This is a genomic window from Paenibacillus sp. S33, from assembly GCF_053615415.1.
The window spans coordinates 4,336,677-4,355,896 of the sequence record NZ_JBSIEZ010000001.1 but is presented as its reverse complement, the minus strand read 5'-3'; the positions used below and the strand labels follow the sequence as shown (position 1 = coordinate 4,355,896).

Genomic DNA, 19,220 nt, shown 5'->3' with positions numbered 1-19,220 from the left:
GATCAAGCCGAAAATGATGCTATTCAGCCATGTTAGCAATGTCCGCAGTATTACGGGGGCAGAGAAGCTGCTATTGCAATTTTGTCTAGACATGCGTACGTACTTCGATTGTATTCTCGTAACGCCTGGTGAAGGGCGGCTGACCTCAATGGCCCGCAAGCGCGGAATCACCGTTCTGACACAGAACCTGTTCATGCTGCATGGCATGTATACCCCATATGAGGGATTGGCGCAGGATGCGGAGAATTTGCGGACCCATGTGGCGTATGCACCGTTGTTCCAGATGCTTCGGCATGCTCGACCTGATGTGGTGCTGGTCAATACCTGTGTGAACGTCATGCCTGCAATGGCTGCCCAAGAGCTTAATATTCCGGTGATCTGGAAAATAACCGAGGTCATTAACCAGAATGCGTATACGCCAGTTTCTGTTTCTATCATTGAGCGCTATAGCCAATGGGTCATCGGCATTTCGCAAGCAGTAATGCGTCCTTTGCATGGTGGGGGACTGACACGTCCGCATACGGTGTTGTCTCCCTGCCGGGATATGGATATGCCATCTCCCAAAGAGCATGTGCTGGAACGGAAAAGGAAACGTGAAAAACTGGGGCTGCGGGATTTCCATATTTGCATTGGTTATATTTCTTCCTTTATTTACGAAGCCAAAGGGCTGTTGCCTTTTGTCCAAATGGCTCTAAAGCTGTGCGAAACCAATTCACGGTGTCGTTTCTGGATCATCGGCAGCTCGGTGGACTCGGAATATTACGTAAAATGTGTCTCTTTAATCCGCCAATCTCGTTATAGCCGCCGCTTCCAGTTCAATTCATTCGAGGAATCCGTATCAACGGCCTATAGCGCAATGGATATTGTTGTAATCCCAAGTATGGTGGAGGAAGGCTTTGGCCTGACCGCCCTGGAAGGGCTGGTTTACGGTAAGCCCGTGGTAGCCTTTGCGCAGGGTGGACTTGTGGAGTTGATGGAGGCGACCGGAAATACAGATTTTTTGGTAGAGCCGGGCAACAGCGACATGCTGGCGCAAAAAGTGGGCTATCTGCTCGATCATCCCGAGGAAGTGGAACGGATTGGTGTGCGTAACAACAGTGCGGCTACACGTGTATACGGACCTGATTCCTACCGAGGTAGTTTACACCTCATGGTCAGTCAATGGGTATGTCATCATCCGCATTGGTTCCCGTTGATTCAGCAGCCGGGTGGACCTGTATGGACGAGGGAAGGCGAAGGGTTGCGTCAGGTCACCGCTATACCGGAGGGATATACCAGCACGATTCGAGAATTTCCCGAATCGGTAGTGTGTCAACTGCCTGTGCTGGGTCTGCCGCCAATCGAATATGCAGCTATTCAAGGCTTGCCACAACCAGTATCCCCTTTACCTGACTCACCACCCGAATTGCCCCGCGGCAAGCGTAGTATTCGGGCGAGATGGCCAAAGGGCCGCAAGCGTACCCGACTGCAGAATCGCAGGTATAAGAGAAGCGGCGGCAAGAGTCGCCTCAAGAAAATTCACGGGTCCCCGTTGTCGAAGGGACTTTATCCGAAAACCAAGTCCAGACAGAAACTCAAGCGGAAATTCAAGCACCGGTCACGGCGACACAACACGCACAAGCAGAAGCGAGTCACGCTCAAGGCTGGACAGCATACAAAACGACGGTCCGGGTGAACCTACGCCGGACCGTTGAGATGAACGTTAAGCTGGAGCACAGCCAGTCTGCTGGATGGCTATCCTTCATTGAACGCTACAATTCAATGAAACAACGACAGCAAAGGTGGGTTCCAAAACCATGAAAATATTGACCGTGCTCGGCACAAGACCGGAGATTATACGGCTCAGCCTGATCATTCCGAAGCTGGACCGCCATGCAGATGAACATGTGCTTGTGCATACGGGCCAAAATTACACCGAAAGCCTGAGCGGGCAGTTCTTTCGCGAGCTGGGACTGCGTGCCCCGGATTATGTACTTCAGGAGAAAGCGGGGACACTGGGCAAACAGTTGTCCGCCATGTACTCGCAGATGGAGGATATTTTAAACAAGGAACGCCCCGATCATGTGCTATTGCTCGGTGATACGAACAGCGCTTTATGTGCCTTACTTGCGGAACGTATGGGTTATCCGGTCGTGCATATGGAGGCGGGGAACCGCTGCTATGATCTGGATGTGCCGGAGGAGAAGAACCGACGTGTCATTGATGCGATATCTACCATTAATATGCCTTATACGGAGCAAAGCAAGCAGCACCTACTACGCGAAGGCTTCCCAAGCCAACGAATTATACTGACTGGAAATCCGATCTACGAAGTGATGCAGCACTATAAGAAAGAGGTATCGAGCAGTGGAATTTTGAAAAAGTTGGGACTGTCGCCGGGAGAATATTTCCTGGTCACTGCCCACAGAGCTGAAAATGTGGACCATCCACCGCATTTGCTGGCTATTTTAGATGGTCTTAACCGGGTAGCCCAGCAGTTCGGACAGCGGGTCATTTGCAGTATTCATCCCCGCACTGCCGCCCGAATCGCAAGCCACCCGCCGATCCAGCTTGATCCGCTAGTGGAATTTCACGAACCGTTCGGTTTTTTTGACTTCGTTCTGCTGGAGCGGCATGCCCGCTGCGCTTTGACGGACAGTGGTACCGTACAAGAAGAATGCTGTGTCATGGGGGTGCCGACGGTTACGATGCGCCGGACGACCGAACGGCCGGAAACGGTAGATTGCGGCAGCAATATCGTGTCTGGTCTTGATGGCGAGGTTATAGCAAACGCGGTAGCCATAATGACCGGGATGACCCATAAGTGGCAATGTCCCGCGGGCTATCTGGCGGAAGATGTGTCGGATAAGGTAGTTAAATTTCTGCTTGGAGGGAAACGGCATGTTTGAAAACCAACGTATCTTGGTTACCGGCGGTACCGGCTCCTGGGGGCATGAGCTGGTTACCCAGTTACTGCCGCGTAACCCCAAAGAGGTCATTATCTTTTCACGCGGAGAATCCAGCCAGGTTGCCATGAATAGGCAGTTTGAGGATGAACGGCTCAGCTTCTGTATTGGCGATATTCGGGATAAGGATGCGCTGACTACCGCTTGTCAAGGAGTGGACTATGTATTTCATTTGGCAGCTCTCAAGCACGTTCCCGTCTGTGAGGATCAGCCCTATGAGGCACTCAAAACCAATGTCGTAGGCACCCAAAACGTGATCGAGGCAGCTGTGGCCAATCAGGTAAAGAAAGTCATTTATATATCGACTGACAAGGCAGCGAATCCGTCCAATTTTTACGGCATGACGAAGGCGATTGGAGAAAAACTGATGGTTTACGCCAATCTGCTGAATAGCGATACACGTTTCGTGACGGTGCGCGGCGGTAATGTTTTGGGCACCAACGGAAGCGTGGTGCATCTGTTCCAAAGCCAGATTCGCCAAAAAGGCAAGGTTTCGATCACAGATATGAACATGACCCGCTTCTTCCTGACCTTGCGTGATGCGATCAGTCTCCTGTTCAAAGCCTCGGTGGAAAGTGTCGGCGGGGAAATTTTTATCATGACCATGCCAACCTGCCGTATTGTGGACTTGGCTGAGGTGCTCATTGAGGATTCAGGTGTGGAAAACGTAGAAATTGTAGAAAAAGGTGTGCGTCCCGGCGAGAAAATTCATGAGATTTTGATGAGTGACTTTGAAAGCCTGACGACGGTAGTCTATGACGAGCAATATTTGGTCATTCTCCCAACGCTGAATATTCCTCAATTAAAGGACCGCTATAATCAGTGCCCTCCCGTGTCATTCAGCAGCTTTAGTTCGGAGTTTAATTTGATGTCGAAAGAGGAGATTCGCAGCATTCTCCAAAGCGGGGGGTTCATCAAATGAAGCTGCTTATTTTGGGTGGTAACGGCATGGCGGGCCATGTTCTGGTTAAGTATTTCCAAAACCAGAGCGGGTATAACGTGTTCTACACCACCCGTGATCCCGAAAATAAAGGCGGTCTGCTGCTGGATGTAAAGGACAGCTTTATGGTGGAGCAACTGGTACGGAGTGTACGGCCAGACGTTATGATTAACGCGGTAGGCGTACTGAATCAGCATGCCGGAGAGGATCAGATTGCAGCATACCAAATCAATGGCTTGCTGCCACATCTTCTCCGGCGGATAGCGGACAGTATTGGTGCCCGATTGATTCATATCAGCACGGATTGCGTATTCGAAGGAAATCGAGTACCTGGTTTATATAAGGAGACGGATCAACCCGATGGGACAAGTGCCTATGCTTTGACGAAAATACTCGGAGAAGTAAAGGCCGCAGGGCATCTGACTATCCGTACCTCCATTATCGGGCCGGAAATTCGGCCGGGAGGCATTGGTCTGCTGCACTGGTTCTTGCAGCAGAGCGGAGACGTTAACGGGTATCGCCGAGTCTTTTGGAACGGGGTTACGACGTTGGAATTAGCGAAGGCGATACAGGTGCAGATGAATGAGCCGCTGGACGGACTCATTCATCTGGTTCACCCTGAACCGATCAGCAAGCATGATTTGCTGCTGCTGTTCAAAGACACCTGGAAAAGGGAGGATATTCGGATCGTGCCGAAAGATGAGCCGGTGCAGGACCGGACGCTTCGTTCTACCCGGGCCGATCTGCTCTACGATGTTCCTCACTACAGCATCATGCTGAAGGAGCTGCTGGAATGGACGGAAGCACAGCGGAACAACGTCGGCCTGTCATAGTCATTACCGGAGCGGCGGGCTATACCGGGATGCATGCCTGCCGCCATTTTGCAAAGCTCGGTTGGGAGGTAGCGGCGCTGACTCGCACTGCCGCTTCCGTCCCAGAACTGATCTTACTGGCTCACGATGCTGAAAATAACAGCTCAGAGGCGGAGACCCGTAGCTGTATTACGCCTTATGTGTGTGACTTGCTCGACAAGAATCGTCTAGGCGAAGTCATTAGACAGATTGCTCCGGATTACGTGCTTCACCTAGGTGGTAAAAATTCCGTCCCTGAATCTTGGCAAAGCCCCCTTCTATACATGGAATCCAATGTACTGTCCACTCTGTATCTGCTCGATGTACTGCGACCTTTCCCCAAAGCCAGAATTGTCGTGGCGGGTTCTCGGCTAAAGACGGCTTTGCAAGCACCGTATCATCCAACGCATCCATACAGCCTTAGCAAAAGCCTTCAAGAGGCAGTCGCGCTCTCGTGGGGCGCGCTGTTCGAACAATCCGTCATGCTGGCAGAGCCTTGTAACTTGATCGGTCCGGGTCCATCTACCGGATTTTGTGCATTACTCGCGGGGTATATCGTTCAGACGGAACGTCTGGAGGGGCAGTCCGTAACTGAAACTGCCCCGTTCCGGGTATCTTCCCGACATGCGCAACGTGATTTCCTCGACGTTCGTGATGCCGTTCGCGCATACGGTGTGCTATTGGAACAGGGTGTGCCAGGCCGAGTTTACTCGGTCTGCACAGGCCGCATTGTGGAACTGGGCAATATCGTAGAACGTATGGTTGGGCTGGCCAAAACATCTATTCCTATACAATGGGGGGATGTGGCAGAGTCAGCATCCACCGAGGCATACCGTGCGAAAGAGCTGGAGGACATGGGCTGGAAGCCGACCATACAGCTGGGGCAATCGCTGGAGGATATGATTCAATACCGCCGAGCTGGAAAGGAAGGAACGATATGAGACCGAAAGTAACGATCGTCATTCCCTTTTATAACTGTGCATATGTGGATCAGGCTTTGCAAAGTGCACTAGAGCAAACTTATGGCCCCCTCGAGATTATTGTCGTCGATGACGGGTCCACGGAACATGTTGATATGCTTCAGCCCTATCGTCCATATATACATTATTTGGGCAAATCCAACGGTGGAACAGCCAGCGCCCTGAATCATGGTATCCGACATGCCAGCGGGGAGTATATTGCGTGGCTCAGCTCCGACGATACCTATCATAGGGACAAAATTAATAATCAGGTTTCTTTTATGGTGGAAAACGGTGCGTACATCTCCCATACCAATTTCAATTTCATCAATCAATACAGCCAAGTCACAAGCTACCAGGCAGCCGCCGTGTTTCCTTCTATGACGGAGTTTTACCGTTTTTTTCAGCAAGGAAATCCGGTCAATGGATGCACGGTTATGTTTAAAAAGGAGCTGTTTGCACATATCGGTTTGTTTGATGAACTGCTGCCGTACACACATGATCTGGATATGTGGTACCGAGTGATGCTGGCGGGATATCCATTTCCTTTTCTGAACGAGTCATTGGTTAACTACCGCTGGCATGATGAAATGGGAACCAAAAAACATTGGCCCGCTGTGGAGCGGGAGTACAACATAACCCAAGCACGTTATCGAGATCGCTTCAGTCAGGTGTTGAGTGGTTTATCCTCATGAAGCCGAAAGTCTGTCAGGGGGGATTGATATGGTAGATACGGGGATTGTTATGCCACTGTACAAACAGGATATCGGCTATCTGCAAGCCGCGATCTCATCCGTACTAGCCCAGAGCTACAGGGCATTTCGCTTCATCATTGTTATTGACGGAGCGCCGGAAATGGTGGGACCAGCGCTCCACGCAGCAATGGGAGACCCGCGCGTTCAGTTGGTTACGCTCCCTCAGAACAAAGGAGTATCCCATGCCCTTAACTGGGGATTCGATGAGTTGTTTAAAGATCCAGCGATCAAGTATGTGACCTGGGTATCCAGCGACAATGTTTATAATTCTTCCTTTATTGAACGATTGCGGCAGGAGCTGGAGCAGGGGCCGGACTCACTCGGCCTTGTGTTCTCTACCTTCCGCCAGGTTGATGCATATGGGAACCCGTTGTATGACGAGCAGCATCAACAAGCTTTGATCCGGTACCAAGGCCAGCCGCATCATGAACTGCTGAATGCCAGCATTGTCGGGGTTTCATTTATGTACAAAAGCAAATATGCCCGCCAGATTGGCGGCTATCGGCTGCAACCAGTTGAGGATTATGATTACTGGCTGCGGCTGACCGAGACGTGCAGCATGAAATTCATCCCGGAGATCCTGATGGATTACCGGGTGAATTCCACATTTAGTGTATCGGCTGGTTTGCACAGCCAGAAGGAGCACCGACGCTGGCGGCGCGCATTCCAAATCGCCAAGTATGAGGCAAGAGCACGCCGGGGCATCCCACTTGAAATGACCATTTTAATGCCTGTCACGGATATGGCTCAAGCTGAATCATTGCTGGATAATCTGCTGGAGCAGCACTACAGCAATTGCGTGGTACGGTTGCTGGATTTAACGCCAGAACAGGGAGCCAGCGCTTTCCTGTCGATGATGCTCGATCCTCGGTTAACCGTAACGCCACGTCAGCATTATTCGGTCCAAGAGGCACTGGTTCAGGCTATTGGTGAAACAACGACCCGCTTTGTAGTATGCTTCGGTGTCAAACCATATATTGCTGTGACGGATTTGCTGTATCTTACGGATTTGTTGCGCCCATTACAGGATACACATGCCTTTTCCTACTACACAGATGACCACTCAACCATCGGCAGCGGCCGAGGGGTTCAGTCTGTACCACCGGAATGGAATTACGTGTATTACACCCACAGATTGCATCAAGCACTGGAACAGGGCAGCTTTTAAATAACAGGAGACAGCGCCGGGATTGTGGTCAGCTCTGACTGAAGAACACGGTGTTCCTGTACAACATTACCAAACTGATCCAGTCCAAAGTTGGAGAGCACAACATTCGCTGGAGCAGCGGAGACCACGTTGTATTGTACCTCATAGGCAAGAACCCCTTGTATAAAGAAGGTACGTCGGGCAATGGAGTTTGCAGGTAAGTTAACCGATGTCACATACAGTGGTGTCTTGGTATCCGGTACAAGCGAGAAAAAAATTTGGATGGTCACGGTTGCCGCGTTCACAGTATCCTCGTTGACCAAATTTACAACGACATTGGAGCAGGCAGTACCAAAATCTCTAGTGTTGGTCATATATCCGGTTGTAAAAGCCAATCGAATCATCCTCTCAAAAAACAGAATATTGGAAAACCCCTGAAGGGATGCTTCTATACTATGAATCTATTGAAAAGAAAGCTTGTATGGTTGTCTGTAGGCTGTGCTGAAAAAAGTACATTTTGATAGAAATAGCATGTCCATTTATATAATGAAGGGAATGCTCGCGATGCCTTTGAATTTTCAGGTGACACCCAGCGGGTTGCCCAAATTTGAGCCCAGTGTCGCCGTTAATTTGTTGAATCCGAATATTGTTGTGGCTGTCGCTGTTGACTTTAGCAGCGGGCCCCCGTTGATTGGACTGTATCGTTCCTTGGACGCCGGGGCGAACTGGACTGATACTTTACTGCCAATTCCACCGGGATATACAGGAGCCGAGGCAGGAATGGTAGCCTATCTGTTCCCGAATATTTTCATCATATCCGCACATGTGTTTCCGGGAAATGAGAACGGGGCTGTCGTGATCTATCGCTCTACGGACGATGGAGCCACCTTTGATCCTCCAGTGGTCATTAATCCGGGCTATGGAGATTACATTAATAATGACTGGACCAATATCACGACGGATAACGCCGGGGCAAGTCCCTATCTGGGGCATGTCTATGTTACGTATAACCGTCAATATAATGTGGATTTTAATGCTCGTTCTGCGGCGTTCTACCAGCGTTCCATCGATGGAGGACTAACTTGGGATCGACCGTTATTGCTTTCGAATATCCAATCTTCTACAGAACGACCTGAACCTGCGGTTGACAAATATGGCAGTGTCTATGTCAGTTGGATTCGTACGGGGCCACAAACACCGGCTTTTTTTATTCGGAGATCCTTTGATGGAGGGGCAACTTTCAGCGGGGATATTCTCGTATCCAATATAACGCTGGTGCCCAATCCTTTGCCCGTCCCCGGTTATGACTTTCGGATATTGAATTTCCCCAGCTTGGCCGCAGACTGCTCGGGTGTGCCATCCACAACAAATACGCTATATGCCGTTTGGCAGGACTTTGGTCAGGGATACAGCAATATTTTGTTGTCCAAATCAAGCGATTTCGGCGGTACCTGGAGTGCTCCGATCATCGTGACGGACAGCCCGCCAGGCTCGCAAAATTTCTTTCCTGCGATTTCGGTGTCGCCTAAGACGGGTCTGGTCGTTGTCGTGTACTATACCAATCGCTTGGACGGCTTTAATCTGGATGTGTTCGCCGCCCAATCGTTAGATGGAGGCAACACCTTTACGAACAGTCGTCTCACAACGACCTCCTTTAATCCGAATGTCGGTGGAGGCGAATCAGAACTGATCGGCGACTATATTGATGTCGCCATTGTACCGCCGAATAGTTACATTTCCGTCTGGACGGATACGCGCACAGGCAGTTTGGCAATTTTTGCTGGTGTACCGGGAGGGGGGGACTGATGCCGAACGTACAGCTTACTCCTAACGGAAGGCTGGCGCAGGAGCCGAGTGTAGCTTTCAACCTGCTCGACGGTACCATTGTGTCTGCGGCGACTGATTTTACGACAGGGCCGCCGTTGACGGCGGTATACCGTTCAGGTAACGGCGGTGTCTCTTTCACCCAGCAGATTTTACCGCTACCAGCCGGCTATGTAGGGGCGGAATCCCATAGCGTCAGCTACGGTTTTCCCAACTTGTTTGTCATAGCCTGTCACGTATTTACCGCAGACGGCTTGAACGGTACCATCGCTACCTATATGTCGAGAGACAACGGTAATACATTTGATCCGCCTGTGATTACCCAGCGAGGGTATGGGACATTTGTCAATAATGTTGAGGTCAGCGTGAAATTTGATACTTCTCAGGTCAGCTCCTATACCGGAAACATCTATTTATGTTATACGCATCAATACAATCCTAACTTTTTCGGCGGGTCCGTCATGTTTTTCCAGCGCTCACAGGATGGAGGGATCACGTGGGATACACCCGTGGTGCTCACCGCTGGTTCTAATCAGATCACGCGGGGGGAAATCACCGTGAGTATTACTGGGGTGATTTATGTCGGGTACATTGTAACGAATCCGGTTAACCAATATCAGGTCATTGTGTCCTTCAATGGGGGGACAGCATTCAGTTCTTCGCTGCCTGTGTCTTCTGTTGTCCCGGTTCCGAGTCCGTTGCCCGTGGTCGGCTTTGGCTTCAATGTGCTGCCGATGGCCAGCATTGCGGTGGATCGCTCTACTAGCCCGAATCAGGGAACACTTTATGCGGTCTGGCAGGATAATCGGGCAGGATATGCGGATGTACTGCTCGCCCGGTCGGTGGATGGTGGATTAAGCTGGACTGCACCGCAATCGGTGACAGGAGCCAGTGCCGGGGCACAGCATTTTTTCCCGGCCATTGATGTTTCGCCTGTGACCGGTGTGATTAAGATCGTATATTATACCAATCAAATAACGACCTCTTTATTAGACGTATTTGTGGCCGAATCAACGAACGGAGGGAATACATTTACGAACCTCAGAATAACAAACAGCTCCTTTAATCCTAACGGGATTAGTCCGGTTCCAGTCGTTACAATCGGTAATTTTATTGATGTAACGATCGTGCCGAATAATGGATTTTTTGCGGTCTGGACAGATGTGCTATCGGGCTTCCAGCAAATTTACGGAAGTAACGGAATGTAGCTCAGCGTACGAGACAGAGGAGGTGAGGCTGTTTTGAAAATATTGTTGGCTACGTACTGGCCGATTCCTCATTTGGGTGGCGTATGGCCCTTTATGCTGCAAATTAAACGGAGGCTGGAGCTACTGGGTCACACGGTAGACTTGATGGGGAACGGACCGGATACACCTAAATACCATATTGTTTTTGAAGATAGGGAGCTACTGAAGGATCAACTGCTGCCCCTGCTGCATACGAAGCTGAATGAATCGGCTGTCCCTGTATTACATCTGGATTCATGGGTGCAGACGGTGGAAAAGGATCGATACTGTATGGAGCTGGCAGCGGCGTATTTCGGGGTTGAGCAGTATGATGTTATTCACACGCAAGATGTTATTGCGACGCGTGCTCTAAGTCGGGTCAAACGTAAGGACAGTGCGTTGGTAGCGAATATTCATGGCTCGCTGGCTCGTGAAGTCATGATGGCTCTGGAGCGGGATCATGAGGAGGGTTACCGTGAGACGCTGATGTGGAAATATTATTGGGCGCTGGAGCACTATGGTGCTCTATCCGCGGATATTACCATTACGTCTACAAAATGGATGAAACAGACGCTCGTGCGTGAGTTCGAAGTGCCTGAGCAGCAGATTGTCACTTTCCAATACGGATTGGATACCGAGCACTTCTGGGAAGTCCACGCCCGGGGAACAGACGTCGTACGACCTGAGGGGAAAAAAGTTATAATTTGTCCTTCAAGGCTGGTCTATATCAAAGGGCTGCATTATTTAATAAGCGCTCTTGGCCTACTGAAAGCAAGTCGTACGGATTGGGTTTGCTGGATTGTCGGGGAGGGAGATAAAAGGGAAGAGCTTCAAACACAGGCGAAGGAGCTAGGGCTGGAGGAAGACGTGGTCTTTCTGGGGCATCGTGAAGATGTACCTGCTCTTTTACAACTGGCGGACCTTTTTGTTCATCCGAGCATACAGGACAATCAGCCGTTTTCGGTCATGGAGGCGCAGATTTTGGGGCTTCCGGCAGTGGTATCGGATGCGGGCGGATTGCCGGAAATGGTGAAGCATGAACATACCGGACTGGTCTCCCCGGTTGGCGATGTGGAGGCACTGGCAGCTCATTTGCAGCATTTGCTGGCTCAGGATGAAGTGCGGATAGCTATGGGAAAACGTGCCAAAGCATGGGGGACCGCGCATTGGTCTCTGGATGTTATGATTGAGCGGCTCGTGAATATTTATGGGCAAGCGCTGAATCAAGTACGTTGAATACGTTGATTCTTATAGTTAGGAGGGAGAGCATGACTTTTCCTGTCGTTGGAGACTTGTACAACCGTATTTTTGAAATCCAGCAGTCGCACCCAGATCTGAAGGTCAATTACGCAATATGGAACCGAATTAACACCTCATTGCCGGAAGATTATAAGCTGCCAGACGCTGACATTTTGGAACGTCTGAAACAATCCACACCATGAGGGCACAGACCATATAAAAAGGCAGGTCGGGCTTAAACTCCCACCTGCCTTTAGCTTATTTCAGCTCATTGTCCATCCAGGTTTTCGTTAATCTTCATAAACGGAGCCGCGAATTATGAGCGGTCCCGTAACAACAGCACGGCGGTCAGCTGATTGTACGGTCAAGCAGTATACATAAGGCTCTGCCTGTTTTCCCGTTTCCTCATAGCTTAACTCGGCAAATCCCTCCTGATAACAGGAATCCTGCAACCAATCCAGCATAGGTCCCCGCTCATCATTGCGACGCAATCGAATGTCTAGCTCCCCGATATCCCAGTTGAGCAGCGGATTTTCCCATGCCAAAGAGACTTCAATGACAATATGTCCTTCAGATTCACTTGCAGGAATGATTAATGTAGAGAGCACGCTCTCCTGCTCGGTGACCTGAAAAGGCAGTGCATATGTGCCTGGATCAGCTTTATTTTGAACTGAATATTTCAACATACCATCTTCCTCCTCTGCCCGTTCATTAGGGCGTCACGGTAAAATGACTGGCTGTACGCTTAGCGACAACGTTCCCGTTTTCCAAAAATTCAGCCAGGATAAACAGCGTTTCCGGATTGTAAATACTCGTCACTACTCGCAGGTAAAAAGGATGTTGGGCGGTCTCCATATCCTTGAGTTCTAGCACGGAGCCAGCTTCGGGAGAAGGGCTCAATCGAAGGAGCTGCCGTCGGAAAACGCCACTGTCATTTCCCATTTCCAGCAACACATCGACGGCTCTCTTTTCACGATTGAAAAAGGTCACATGGCAGCTTTCTATATGGGCGCTGTGGTAAGCGAGATGGTGATCGACGGTTAAAAGAAACACGGACATATGATGATGCCTCCTTGAATTCCGTTAGGTTACCAGCCTTAATATGATATGAAAAATAACCGGGATTGGACTGGATAGTTGTACGCCTCTTTGACAAAAAGCGCATTGGTGTCCAACCCTTTTCGCCGTGCTGTGCATGTAATGTAGAGTGGAACAAACTACGGCCTGAAGTCCCTTTTCGACTACAGAAGAAGGGGCGCTGAGGGAAGGGTCGTATTAAAAAAGGAGGCACGGCTATGAGACTCGCACAGCTGGCAGGGGAATATGAAGCGGTCTTCAGTCTGGGACAAAACTGTACACCTGCCATTCAATTGGAAAAGAACCGTTTGCGGCCGTTTGCCGGGGTACTGGATTGGATGATGTCTGACACGCTGTCCGATGTGAACCGCTTGCTAGAAAATCGGTTTGCCGGATTTATGGATTTGCCCAATTTAAGTGTCGTTGGTACGAGCCAACTGAATTATATGGTCAGAGATATCGCTTATAATGTGATCTCGGTGCATGATTTTCCACAGGAACGCAATACGTCCTCAGATCTGGTGACCTATCCCGAGTTCAGGGAAAAGATAGACCGTCGTATCGAACGTTTTTTTGCAAAAACACAGATGGCGAAGCGCAGCTTGTTCGTCCGTATGCTGGGAACCTATGAAGAAGTAGAGGAACTGGAACGTATCTTGTCAGACATGGTAGCGAATGAATTTCGTTTGTTGGTGGTGAATTGTTCCGGTGTAACGGAGTTGACGGAGGTGGATTGGCAGCTTCCACATGTATGCGCGGTGGAAATGCCTTTTGCCGATGTATGGAATTACAAGAGTGATCCGCACTGGCGTACTCTTTTTAAAGGGATGACCTTGTCTTCGGAAAGGGGAGGGCGTCGTGCTTGAGCGGTTGCAGGGGGATTATGATGCTGCATTCAGTCTGGGTGGACATTGCTTGCCTTCCATTCAGCTGGATAAAAACGGACTGCGTCCCTATGCGGGTCCGCTGGACTGGATGATTTCCGGTAACTTGTCACAGATCAGTCGCTTGCTGAACGCTCGTTTTGCCGGTTTTATGGATGTTGATAGTCTGCGTGTCACGGGGCACGATTACGGCGAGCATAACTTCATGGTCGAGGATGCAAACTATGAGATTACAGCGGCACACCATTTTCCGGTTAGAGAGAATACATCGGAGCAGCTGACTTCCTATCCTGCATTCAAAACGACGCTTGATCGTCGCATCGCACGTCTACTGGATCAATTCACGCTTGCGTCCCGTCTGCTACTGGTTCGTGTCGGGGGCAGTCGGGAGCAAGCGGTGGGACTACATGATGTGTTATTGCAGAGGATTACACATGATTTTCGCTTGTTATACGTGGATTATACAGGGAATGATGGTGTGACGGAGCTGGATTGGGGATTGGAGCGGCTGGTTTCAGTGGAGCTGCCGCCTGAGGATATATGGAAGGGTCAAGATGAGATGTGGAGTTATATGCTGGAAAATGTCAGGCTGCATGTCTGAGGTGCTGAGATTCTAGAGACACACTATAGATTGTCTTCGGACTGTGCTTGTGCCTGCGCCAAGCTATAGGGAGTCGCATAACATGATGCGAAGGGAAGTCATATGCTTCGGTTCAAAAGGAGGGTGAGCTAGTGAAGGCTTTGGTCACCGGGGGAGCCGGATTTATTGGTTCTCAGCTGGTACGTGCGCTTGCTGATTCGGGCATCAGAGTGCATGTGCTGGATAATCTGACGACCGGGAATATCGCAAATGTGGACCCGCGCGCAGTCATGCATATTGCGGATATTCGCAGCTCTGAAGCTAGGACGCTGCTGATTCGGGAAAGCCCGGATATTGTGTTTCACTTGGCCGCACAGGCGGATGTACAGCAATCCATCCATCAACCCGATGAGGACGCGGATGTGAACGTGCTGGGGACGATCCATTTGTTGCAGGCTTGTCATGAAGCCGGTGTGTCAAAATTTATATTTGCGTCCACGTCCGGTGTATATGGAGAGCTACAAAAGCAATGTATACAGGAAGACGATCCCGTGGAGCCGATTTCAGGCTACGGACTGTCCAAGCTGACCGCAGAATCGTATATTCGACTTTTTTATCGGCTGTACGGAATGAACTACACGATTTTGCGTTATGGAAATGTGTATGGTCCCGGTCAGGCTGCGAAGGGAGAGGGTGGTGTAGTCGCTCTCTTTATGGAGCGGCTGAAAAAAGGAAGCCCCTTGCTCATTCACGGTGATGGGACACAAACCCGCGACTTTGTGTACGTCAAGGATGTCGTTCGAGCGAATATGGCGGCTATTCATGCAGCGGATCAACGCACAGTACATGTAAGTACGGGACGAACGACGTCCATCAATCGACTGGCCTACGATTTACTAAAGCTGCATGGTTCGTCTGTCCGTCCTGTATATTCACCGGCGCGAGCGGGAGACATTCACCATAGCTGTCTTAGTAACGCAGTCGCCAGACATTGGCTTCGTTGGGAACCGCTATACGGCATTTCTGCCGGTTTACAGGAAACGTATGTGAGCAGTATGGGTTCAGGCAAAGAAGGTATGTCTTGATCAAAAGCGCGCGGATATCAAGAAAGAGACTGAGGAAATACTCAGCCTCTTTTTCATTTGAATAGCAATTAGATGTTCTCGCCAGCCAGCTTCAAGGCTTGATCCAGGACTGCTGCACCGTTTCCTCTACCATAAGCCAACGTGTCAATGACATCTACAGGAATGCTATAGGGAGCAGCAATTTCGGTTACTGCCTTTTTACGCATCCGTACTTGAGGTCCGAGCAAAATAGCAATCACAGAATCTGTAATGCCTTCCAGCTCTTCCTTAATGGTGCTTTCGGGGATGGCTTCGATGTTCAGCTCTATGGATCTTGCTGCTGCTTCTTTTTTCATTTTAGAAACCAAAATAGATGTGGACATACCCGCAGCACATGCCAGAATAATTTTTTTCATCGTTGAGCGCCTCCAGAAATTCATTTTTAACTATTTATACTCTTCATCCAGATCAGCAACAAACGAGCGTTCCTTGATAACAGCTTGATACCAGTAGCCGGATTTCTTCAAATGCCGACTTCGATCATTGTCTAGGTTAATTTCCACCAGTCCGTAGCGATTTTTAAAAGCATTCATGGGAGAAACGTTGTCTGTAAAGGCCCACAGCATATAACCTGTACAGTTGGAGCCTGCTTCTACAGCTTGTAACGTGTAGTATAAATGCTCAGTTATAAAGTCAATACGATAGTCGTCCTGAATGATGTGTTCCTCATTTTTGAAGGCAACCTCATTCTCAATGCCCATACCATTTTCTGCGACAAACCACTCGATATTGTGATATTCGTTCTTGATACGCATTCCCATATCGTAAATGATTTTCGGATAAATCTCCCAGCCTCGTGACTTGTTCATTCTTTTACCCGGAAGATCAAAATGCTCATAGTAGTAAGAGGGGTGGAAGGGGGTGTTTTCGTTCCACGCTTTACTCTGCGCTTTGACCCGGTGGGGATAATAGAGATTGATTCCGACGTAGTCAACGGTATTTTTCTTAATCACGGCCAGCTCTTCCGTTGTAGCTTCAAATGCAATATCATGCTTGCCCATGAGATCAAACAATTCTTGTGGGTATTCGCCTTTAATAAGCGGGTCCAGAAATACTCGATTGTAAAATAAATCATACACATGCGCCGCGTGTTGGTCATGAGGGGCGCTTGATCGGGCATACGTGACTTCGGGATTCAGAATAACGCCTATTTTAGCCCCGTGCTGACTATAGTTTTTTGCTTTGAAAAGCTGTACACACTTCGCGGTAGCCAGCGTTTTATTATAGTTCCATTGCATCCACTTCCGCGTATTTTGTTCATAGGGATAGCGGAGGGCATCTAGATAGACACGCGTTTGTACAACAATGGGCTCATTAAATGTAAACCAGTGCTTGACCCGATCCCCGTACCGTTCAAACACTTTTTCCACATATTTTACAAACAGTTCCACTACATGCTTGGAGGACCAGCCCTCATATTTATCCATCAAATAAGCGGGTACCTCATAGTGCTCCAGACAAAGCATCGGCTCGACTCCGCTTGCAATCAGCTCATCAATGACTCGGCCCATATAATCCGCATACGCTTCATCCACCACTACATTCTCATAATCCGTTAAGAAGCGGGACCAATTAATAGAAGTACGATAATGAGTTAAGCCAATCTGCTTCATCAGCGCAATATCTTCGGTATAGCGATTATAAAAGTCGGTTGCAACCGCGGGTCCATATCCATTGTGCCAGACATAGCGGTCATTTTTGTACCATTGGTCTAGGTATGAGTCCTGACCTTCTTTTTTACCGCTCCATCCCTCTGTCTGCCAAGCGGAAGCCGCTGCACCCATGATGAAATTCGACGGGATTTGTATCGTATGTTTAGCCATGACATGTTTCTCCTTTTCATTGTATAAAGAATGCCTTTTCAATTAATTGATGTATTTCTATAGTAACGCATTATTCAGCCATTCGCTTGTTGGCAATTTTGACGAACGGGAAATAAATGATAATGGCTACCACAATACAAATGATCTGAGTTACGACGGCGCCAATGCTTCCACCTGTAGACAGGTAGGCATTAATAATAGGCGGAGTAGTCCATGGAACCATGACGACGGCTTTACCTGCAAATCCAAGCAACGTCGAGAAGTAACCAATCGTTCCTGTGATGAGCGGAGTAATAATGAAAGGGATAGCCATCAATGGATTCAACATAATCGGAAGTCCAAAAATGACAGGCTCATTAATATTAAACAGACCCGGACCCAACGAAAGCTTTGTTATTTCCTTCATATCTTCACGCTTGGAAGCGATCATAATACAAATCAAGAGAGCCAGCGTAATTCCTGAACCACCGATACTCATGTATACGTCCCAGAAAGGCATCGTAATAATGTTCGGAATGGGCAGTCCTTGCTCATAAGCAGTCATGTTGACGGTAATCGCGCCAAGCAGCAGGGGTTCACGAATGGGCTTTACCATTTGGTTCCCGTGAATACCGATCACCCAGAAGATTTGCGCAACCAGCATCAGCACCAGTATACCTGGCAGTCCCTGTACTACGGTCTCCAGAGGTTTTTGCACCACATTATAGACGGCATCGTACAGGTAGAGACCTGTAAACTTATGAAAGAAAAATCCGAGCATTGAGAAGACTGTCACCGTTATGATGGTTGGTATCAATGCAGAAAAAGAAACGGCCACATTGCTGGGAACACTTTCAGGCATTTTGATTTTTAGCTTATCGGACTTGCCCAACTTACTGTACAGCTCAACGGATAGGATGCTTATGAAAATACCTAAAAACAAGCTCTTGGTATCCGTAAATTGACGGGCTAAGACGTCTGTTACTTTTTGCATGTCACCGTTAACCATCAACTCTATCGTGGTTGGTGTCACAGAGATAAAACAGATTAAAGCAAGCAAACCGGGGAAGAGATTTTTCTCACCGTTAATTTTTCCTAGCTCCAGACCAATCATGAAAATAGCCAGAATGGTAAGGATATTCAAGCTGGCATAGTTAATGCCCGAGAAAATCGGTTTGTACTCAGCCAGGAATGAGAACGGCTTAAAATGCGCAAGGCCATTGACCGGGTCCATGACCATATTAGAAATCAATACAGCAAAGGCACCGACAATAATAACAGGCATCAATGTGATAAAAGCTGATTTGATCGCTATAATATATTTAAAATTATTGATTGCATTTGCTACCGATGTGAGGCCCTCGACCAGTTTGTCTTTGAATGCCATGGGATAGCGTCCCTCCCTCTACGATTTCGGTACGAATTGATCAATGCGTTCATACAGGTCTACAAACTCTGAGGCCATATCGCGAATGGTGATGGCATTCATCAGATGATCTTGAGCATGTACCATCATGACGGACATCTCTGTTTTTTCACCCGCTGCTTCCTTGCGGATAATTCTGGTTTGAATTTTGTGGGAGGACACCAGTTCTTTTTTTGCTGTGGCTAATTCATCTTTGGCTTCCCGAAATTTCCCCGCCTTTGCAAGCTCAATCGCCTCCATGGCCGAGCTGCGTGCATTCCCTGCGTATAATATAATTTGGAATACAATCTCTGTATCATCCATGTCCTCCATGTTCACGTCGTGCTCTGTAGATTCATCATTATTCACGTGATCCTCTCTCCTTTCAATCATCCTCGTCGTATGGCTATTATAATTTGGAATCGCTTTCAACATAACGCACATTATTTCCTCTTCTTAACG

21 protein-coding genes are annotated in these 19,220 nt (G+C 48.9%); 14 read left to right on the top strand and 7 right to left on the bottom strand.

Translation table 11 applies throughout. The features are described 5' to 3' along the window. The first annotated feature begins 13 nt into the window (after window positions 1-13). The 7 genes from ACWGXJ_RS19820 to ACWGXJ_RS19790 all read left to right on the top strand — a co-directional run bounded on the left by ACWGXJ_RS19820 (window position 14) and on the right by ACWGXJ_RS19790 (window position 7,618). Window positions 14-1,675, top strand: a complete 1,662-nt coding sequence (locus ACWGXJ_RS19820) for a glycosyltransferase (RefSeq protein ID WP_452567454.1) — start codon at window positions 14-16, stop codon at window positions 1,673-1,675. A gap of 121 nt (window positions 1,676-1,796) precedes the next feature. After that, window positions 1,797-2,888: a non-hydrolyzing UDP-N-acetylglucosamine 2-epimerase gene (wecB, locus tag ACWGXJ_RS19815; protein WP_452567453.1), complete on the top strand. Its 1,092-nt coding sequence runs from the start codon at window positions 1,797-1,799 to the stop codon at window positions 2,886-2,888. Then, window positions 2,881-3,867 carry a polysaccharide biosynthesis protein gene (locus ACWGXJ_RS19810; protein WP_235308463.1) on the top strand — a complete coding sequence of 329 codons (987 nt, stop codon included), beginning with the start codon at window positions 2,881-2,883 and terminating at the stop codon, window positions 3,865-3,867. The genes wecB and ACWGXJ_RS19810 overlap by 8 nt, the downstream gene beginning before the upstream one ends. Then, entirely contained in the window at window positions 3,864-4,718 is an 855-nt protein-coding gene (locus ACWGXJ_RS19805; RefSeq protein ID WP_061830070.1) for a dTDP-4-dehydrorhamnose reductase family protein, read from the top strand. The genes ACWGXJ_RS19810 and ACWGXJ_RS19805 overlap by 4 nt, the downstream gene beginning before the upstream one ends. After that, window positions 4,679-5,677: an NAD-dependent epimerase/dehydratase family protein gene (locus ACWGXJ_RS19800; RefSeq protein WP_452567452.1), complete on the top strand. Its 999-nt coding sequence runs from the start codon at window positions 4,679-4,681 to the stop codon at window positions 5,675-5,677. Before ACWGXJ_RS19805 ends, ACWGXJ_RS19800 begins: the two co-directional genes overlap by 40 nt. Continuing rightward, entirely contained in the window at window positions 5,674-6,390 is a 717-nt protein-coding gene (locus tag ACWGXJ_RS19795) for a glycosyltransferase (protein WP_061830068.1), read from the top strand. The genes ACWGXJ_RS19800 and ACWGXJ_RS19795 overlap by 4 nt, the downstream gene beginning before the upstream one ends. 28 nt (window positions 6,391-6,418) lie before the next feature. Next, window positions 6,419-7,618, top strand: coding sequence for a glycosyltransferase (locus ACWGXJ_RS19790; RefSeq protein WP_250260502.1), 1,200 nt, complete (start codon window positions 6,419-6,421; stop codon window positions 7,616-7,618). Here ACWGXJ_RS19790 and ACWGXJ_RS19785 read toward each other — a convergent pair. Continuing rightward, window positions 7,615-8,001: a hypothetical protein gene (locus ACWGXJ_RS19785; RefSeq protein WP_452567451.1), complete on the bottom strand. Its 387-nt coding sequence runs from the start codon at window positions 7,999-8,001 to the stop codon at window positions 7,615-7,617. The two genes, ACWGXJ_RS19790 and ACWGXJ_RS19785, sit on opposite strands and share 4 nt — an antisense overlap. 160 nt (window positions 8,002-8,161) lie before the next feature. Between ACWGXJ_RS19785 and ACWGXJ_RS19780 the strand changes: the two genes are divergently transcribed. From ACWGXJ_RS19780 to ACWGXJ_RS19765, 4 genes are read left to right on the top strand one after another with little or no spacing between them, the layout of a single operon-like run. Then, window positions 8,162-9,403: a sialidase family protein gene (locus ACWGXJ_RS19780; RefSeq protein ID WP_452567450.1), complete on the top strand. Its 1,242-nt coding sequence runs from the start codon at window positions 8,162-8,164 to the stop codon at window positions 9,401-9,403. Beyond that, window positions 9,403-10,629, top strand: coding sequence for a sialidase family protein (locus ACWGXJ_RS19775; protein WP_452567449.1), 1,227 nt, complete (start codon window positions 9,403-9,405; stop codon window positions 10,627-10,629). Before ACWGXJ_RS19780 ends, ACWGXJ_RS19775 begins: the two co-directional genes overlap by 1 nt. Before the next feature lie 33 nt (window positions 10,630-10,662). Further along, the gene (locus ACWGXJ_RS19770) at window positions 10,663-11,883 is read left to right on the top strand and encodes a glycosyltransferase family 4 protein (protein ID WP_452567448.1); all 1,221 of its coding nucleotides are present in this window, start codon (window positions 10,663-10,665) and stop codon (window positions 11,881-11,883) included. Between the two features lie 32 nt (window positions 11,884-11,915). After that, a complete protein-coding gene (locus ACWGXJ_RS19765) occupies window positions 11,916-12,089 on the top strand; it encodes a hypothetical protein (protein ID WP_452567447.1) in 174 nt (57 codons plus the stop codon). A gap of 87 nt (window positions 12,090-12,176) precedes the next feature. Here the strand turns inward: ACWGXJ_RS19765 and ACWGXJ_RS19760 are convergent, their stop codons facing one another. Both ACWGXJ_RS19760 and ACWGXJ_RS19755 read right to left on the bottom strand, forming a co-directional pair. Beyond that, complete coding sequence (locus ACWGXJ_RS19760; protein ID WP_446676123.1) at window positions 12,177-12,572, bottom strand: hypothetical protein; 396 nt, start codon at window positions 12,570-12,572, stop codon at window positions 12,177-12,179. A 25-nt stretch (window positions 12,573-12,597) separates the two neighbouring features. Then, window positions 12,598-12,945, bottom strand: a complete 348-nt coding sequence (locus tag ACWGXJ_RS19755; RefSeq protein WP_452567446.1) for a hypothetical protein — start codon at window positions 12,943-12,945, stop codon at window positions 12,598-12,600. A 236-nt stretch (window positions 12,946-13,181) separates the two neighbouring features. Between ACWGXJ_RS19755 and ACWGXJ_RS19750 the strand changes: the two genes are divergently transcribed. From ACWGXJ_RS19750 to ACWGXJ_RS19740, 3 genes are all read left to right on the top strand, one after another. Next, complete coding sequence (locus tag ACWGXJ_RS19750) at window positions 13,182-13,829, top strand: DUF1796 family putative cysteine peptidase (RefSeq protein WP_446676125.1); 648 nt, start codon at window positions 13,182-13,184, stop codon at window positions 13,827-13,829. Then, window positions 13,822-14,448, top strand: a complete 627-nt coding sequence (locus tag ACWGXJ_RS19745; protein WP_452567445.1) for a DUF1796 family putative cysteine peptidase — start codon at window positions 13,822-13,824, stop codon at window positions 14,446-14,448. Before ACWGXJ_RS19750 ends, ACWGXJ_RS19745 begins: the two co-directional genes overlap by 8 nt. Before the next feature lie 131 nt (window positions 14,449-14,579). Continuing rightward, window positions 14,580-15,512, top strand: a complete 933-nt coding sequence (locus tag ACWGXJ_RS19740) for an NAD-dependent epimerase/dehydratase family protein (protein ID WP_061830060.1) — start codon at window positions 14,580-14,582, stop codon at window positions 15,510-15,512. A 68-nt stretch (window positions 15,513-15,580) separates the two neighbouring features. Here the strand turns inward: ACWGXJ_RS19740 and ACWGXJ_RS19735 are convergent, their stop codons facing one another. The 4 genes from ACWGXJ_RS19735 to ACWGXJ_RS19720 form a co-directional block, all read right to left on the bottom strand. Further along, entirely contained in the window at window positions 15,581-15,907 is a 327-nt protein-coding gene (locus ACWGXJ_RS19735) for a PTS sugar transporter subunit IIB (RefSeq protein WP_061830059.1), read from the bottom strand. Window positions 15,908-15,937: 30 nt separating this feature from the next. After that, entirely contained in the window at window positions 15,938-17,374 is a 1,437-nt protein-coding gene (locus ACWGXJ_RS19730) for a glycoside hydrolase family 1 protein (RefSeq protein WP_452567444.1), read from the bottom strand. A gap of 70 nt (window positions 17,375-17,444) precedes the next feature. After that, window positions 17,445-18,740, bottom strand: a complete 1,296-nt coding sequence (locus ACWGXJ_RS19725; protein ID WP_061830057.1) for a PTS sugar transporter subunit IIC — start codon at window positions 18,738-18,740, stop codon at window positions 17,445-17,447. An 18-nt stretch (window positions 18,741-18,758) separates the two neighbouring features. After that, on the bottom strand, window positions 18,759-19,082 hold the full coding sequence (locus tag ACWGXJ_RS19720) for a PTS lactose/cellobiose transporter subunit IIA (RefSeq protein WP_223822139.1): 324 nt from the start codon (window positions 19,080-19,082) through the stop codon (window positions 18,759-18,761). Window positions 19,083-19,220 lie beyond the last annotated feature (138 nt).

Bases quoted from the DNA above. Each gene is read 5' to 3' on its own strand.
- ACWGXJ_RS19725 (WP_061830057.1), bottom strand. From the start codon at position 18,740: ATGGCATTCAAAGACAAACTGGTCGAGGGCCTCACATCGGTAGCAAAT.
- ACWGXJ_RS19820 (WP_452567454.1), top strand. From the start codon at position 14: ATGATGCTATTCAGCCATGTTAGCAATGTCCGCAGTATTACGGGGGCA.
- ACWGXJ_RS19735 (WP_061830059.1), bottom strand. From the start codon at position 15,907: ATGAAAAAAATTATTCTGGCATGTGCTGCGGGTATGTCCACATCTATT.
- ACWGXJ_RS19785 (WP_452567451.1), bottom strand. From the start codon at position 8,001: ATGATTCGATTGGCTTTTACAACCGGATATATGACCAACACTAGAGAT.
- ACWGXJ_RS19755 (WP_452567446.1), bottom strand. From the start codon at position 12,945: ATGTCCGTGTTTCTTTTAACCGTCGATCACCATCTCGCTTACCACAGC.
- ACWGXJ_RS19780 (WP_452567450.1), top strand. From the start codon at position 8,162: ATGCCTTTGAATTTTCAGGTGACACCCAGCGGGTTGCCCAAATTTGAG.
- ACWGXJ_RS19765 (WP_452567447.1), top strand. From the start codon at position 11,916: ATGACTTTTCCTGTCGTTGGAGACTTGTACAACCGTATTTTTGAAATC.
- wecB (WP_452567453.1), top strand. From the start codon at position 1,797: ATGAAAATATTGACCGTGCTCGGCACAAGACCGGAGATTATACGGCTC.
- ACWGXJ_RS19810 (WP_235308463.1), top strand. From the start codon at position 2,881: ATGTTTGAAAACCAACGTATCTTGGTTACCGGCGGTACCGGCTCCTGG.
- ACWGXJ_RS19795 (WP_061830068.1), top strand. From the start codon at position 5,674: ATGAGACCGAAAGTAACGATCGTCATTCCCTTTTATAACTGTGCATAT.
- ACWGXJ_RS19775 (WP_452567449.1), top strand. From the start codon at position 9,403: ATGCCGAACGTACAGCTTACTCCTAACGGAAGGCTGGCGCAGGAGCCG.
- ACWGXJ_RS19760 (WP_446676123.1), bottom strand. From the start codon at position 12,572: ATGTTGAAATATTCAGTTCAAAATAAAGCTGATCCAGGCACATATGCA.
- ACWGXJ_RS19730 (WP_452567444.1), bottom strand. From the start codon at position 17,374: ATGGCTAAACATACGATACAAATCCCGTCGAATTTCATCATGGGTGCA.
- ACWGXJ_RS19790 (WP_250260502.1), top strand. From the start codon at position 6,419: ATGGTAGATACGGGGATTGTTATGCCACTGTACAAACAGGATATCGGC.
- ACWGXJ_RS19750 (WP_446676125.1), top strand. From the start codon at position 13,182: ATGAGACTCGCACAGCTGGCAGGGGAATATGAAGCGGTCTTCAGTCTG.
- ACWGXJ_RS19805 (WP_061830070.1), top strand. From the start codon at position 3,864: ATGAAGCTGCTTATTTTGGGTGGTAACGGCATGGCGGGCCATGTTCTG.
- ACWGXJ_RS19720 (WP_223822139.1), bottom strand. From the start codon at position 19,082: ATGGATGATACAGAGATTGTATTCCAAATTATATTATACGCAGGGAAT.
- ACWGXJ_RS19800 (WP_452567452.1), top strand. From the start codon at position 4,679: ATGGACGGAAGCACAGCGGAACAACGTCGGCCTGTCATAGTCATTACC.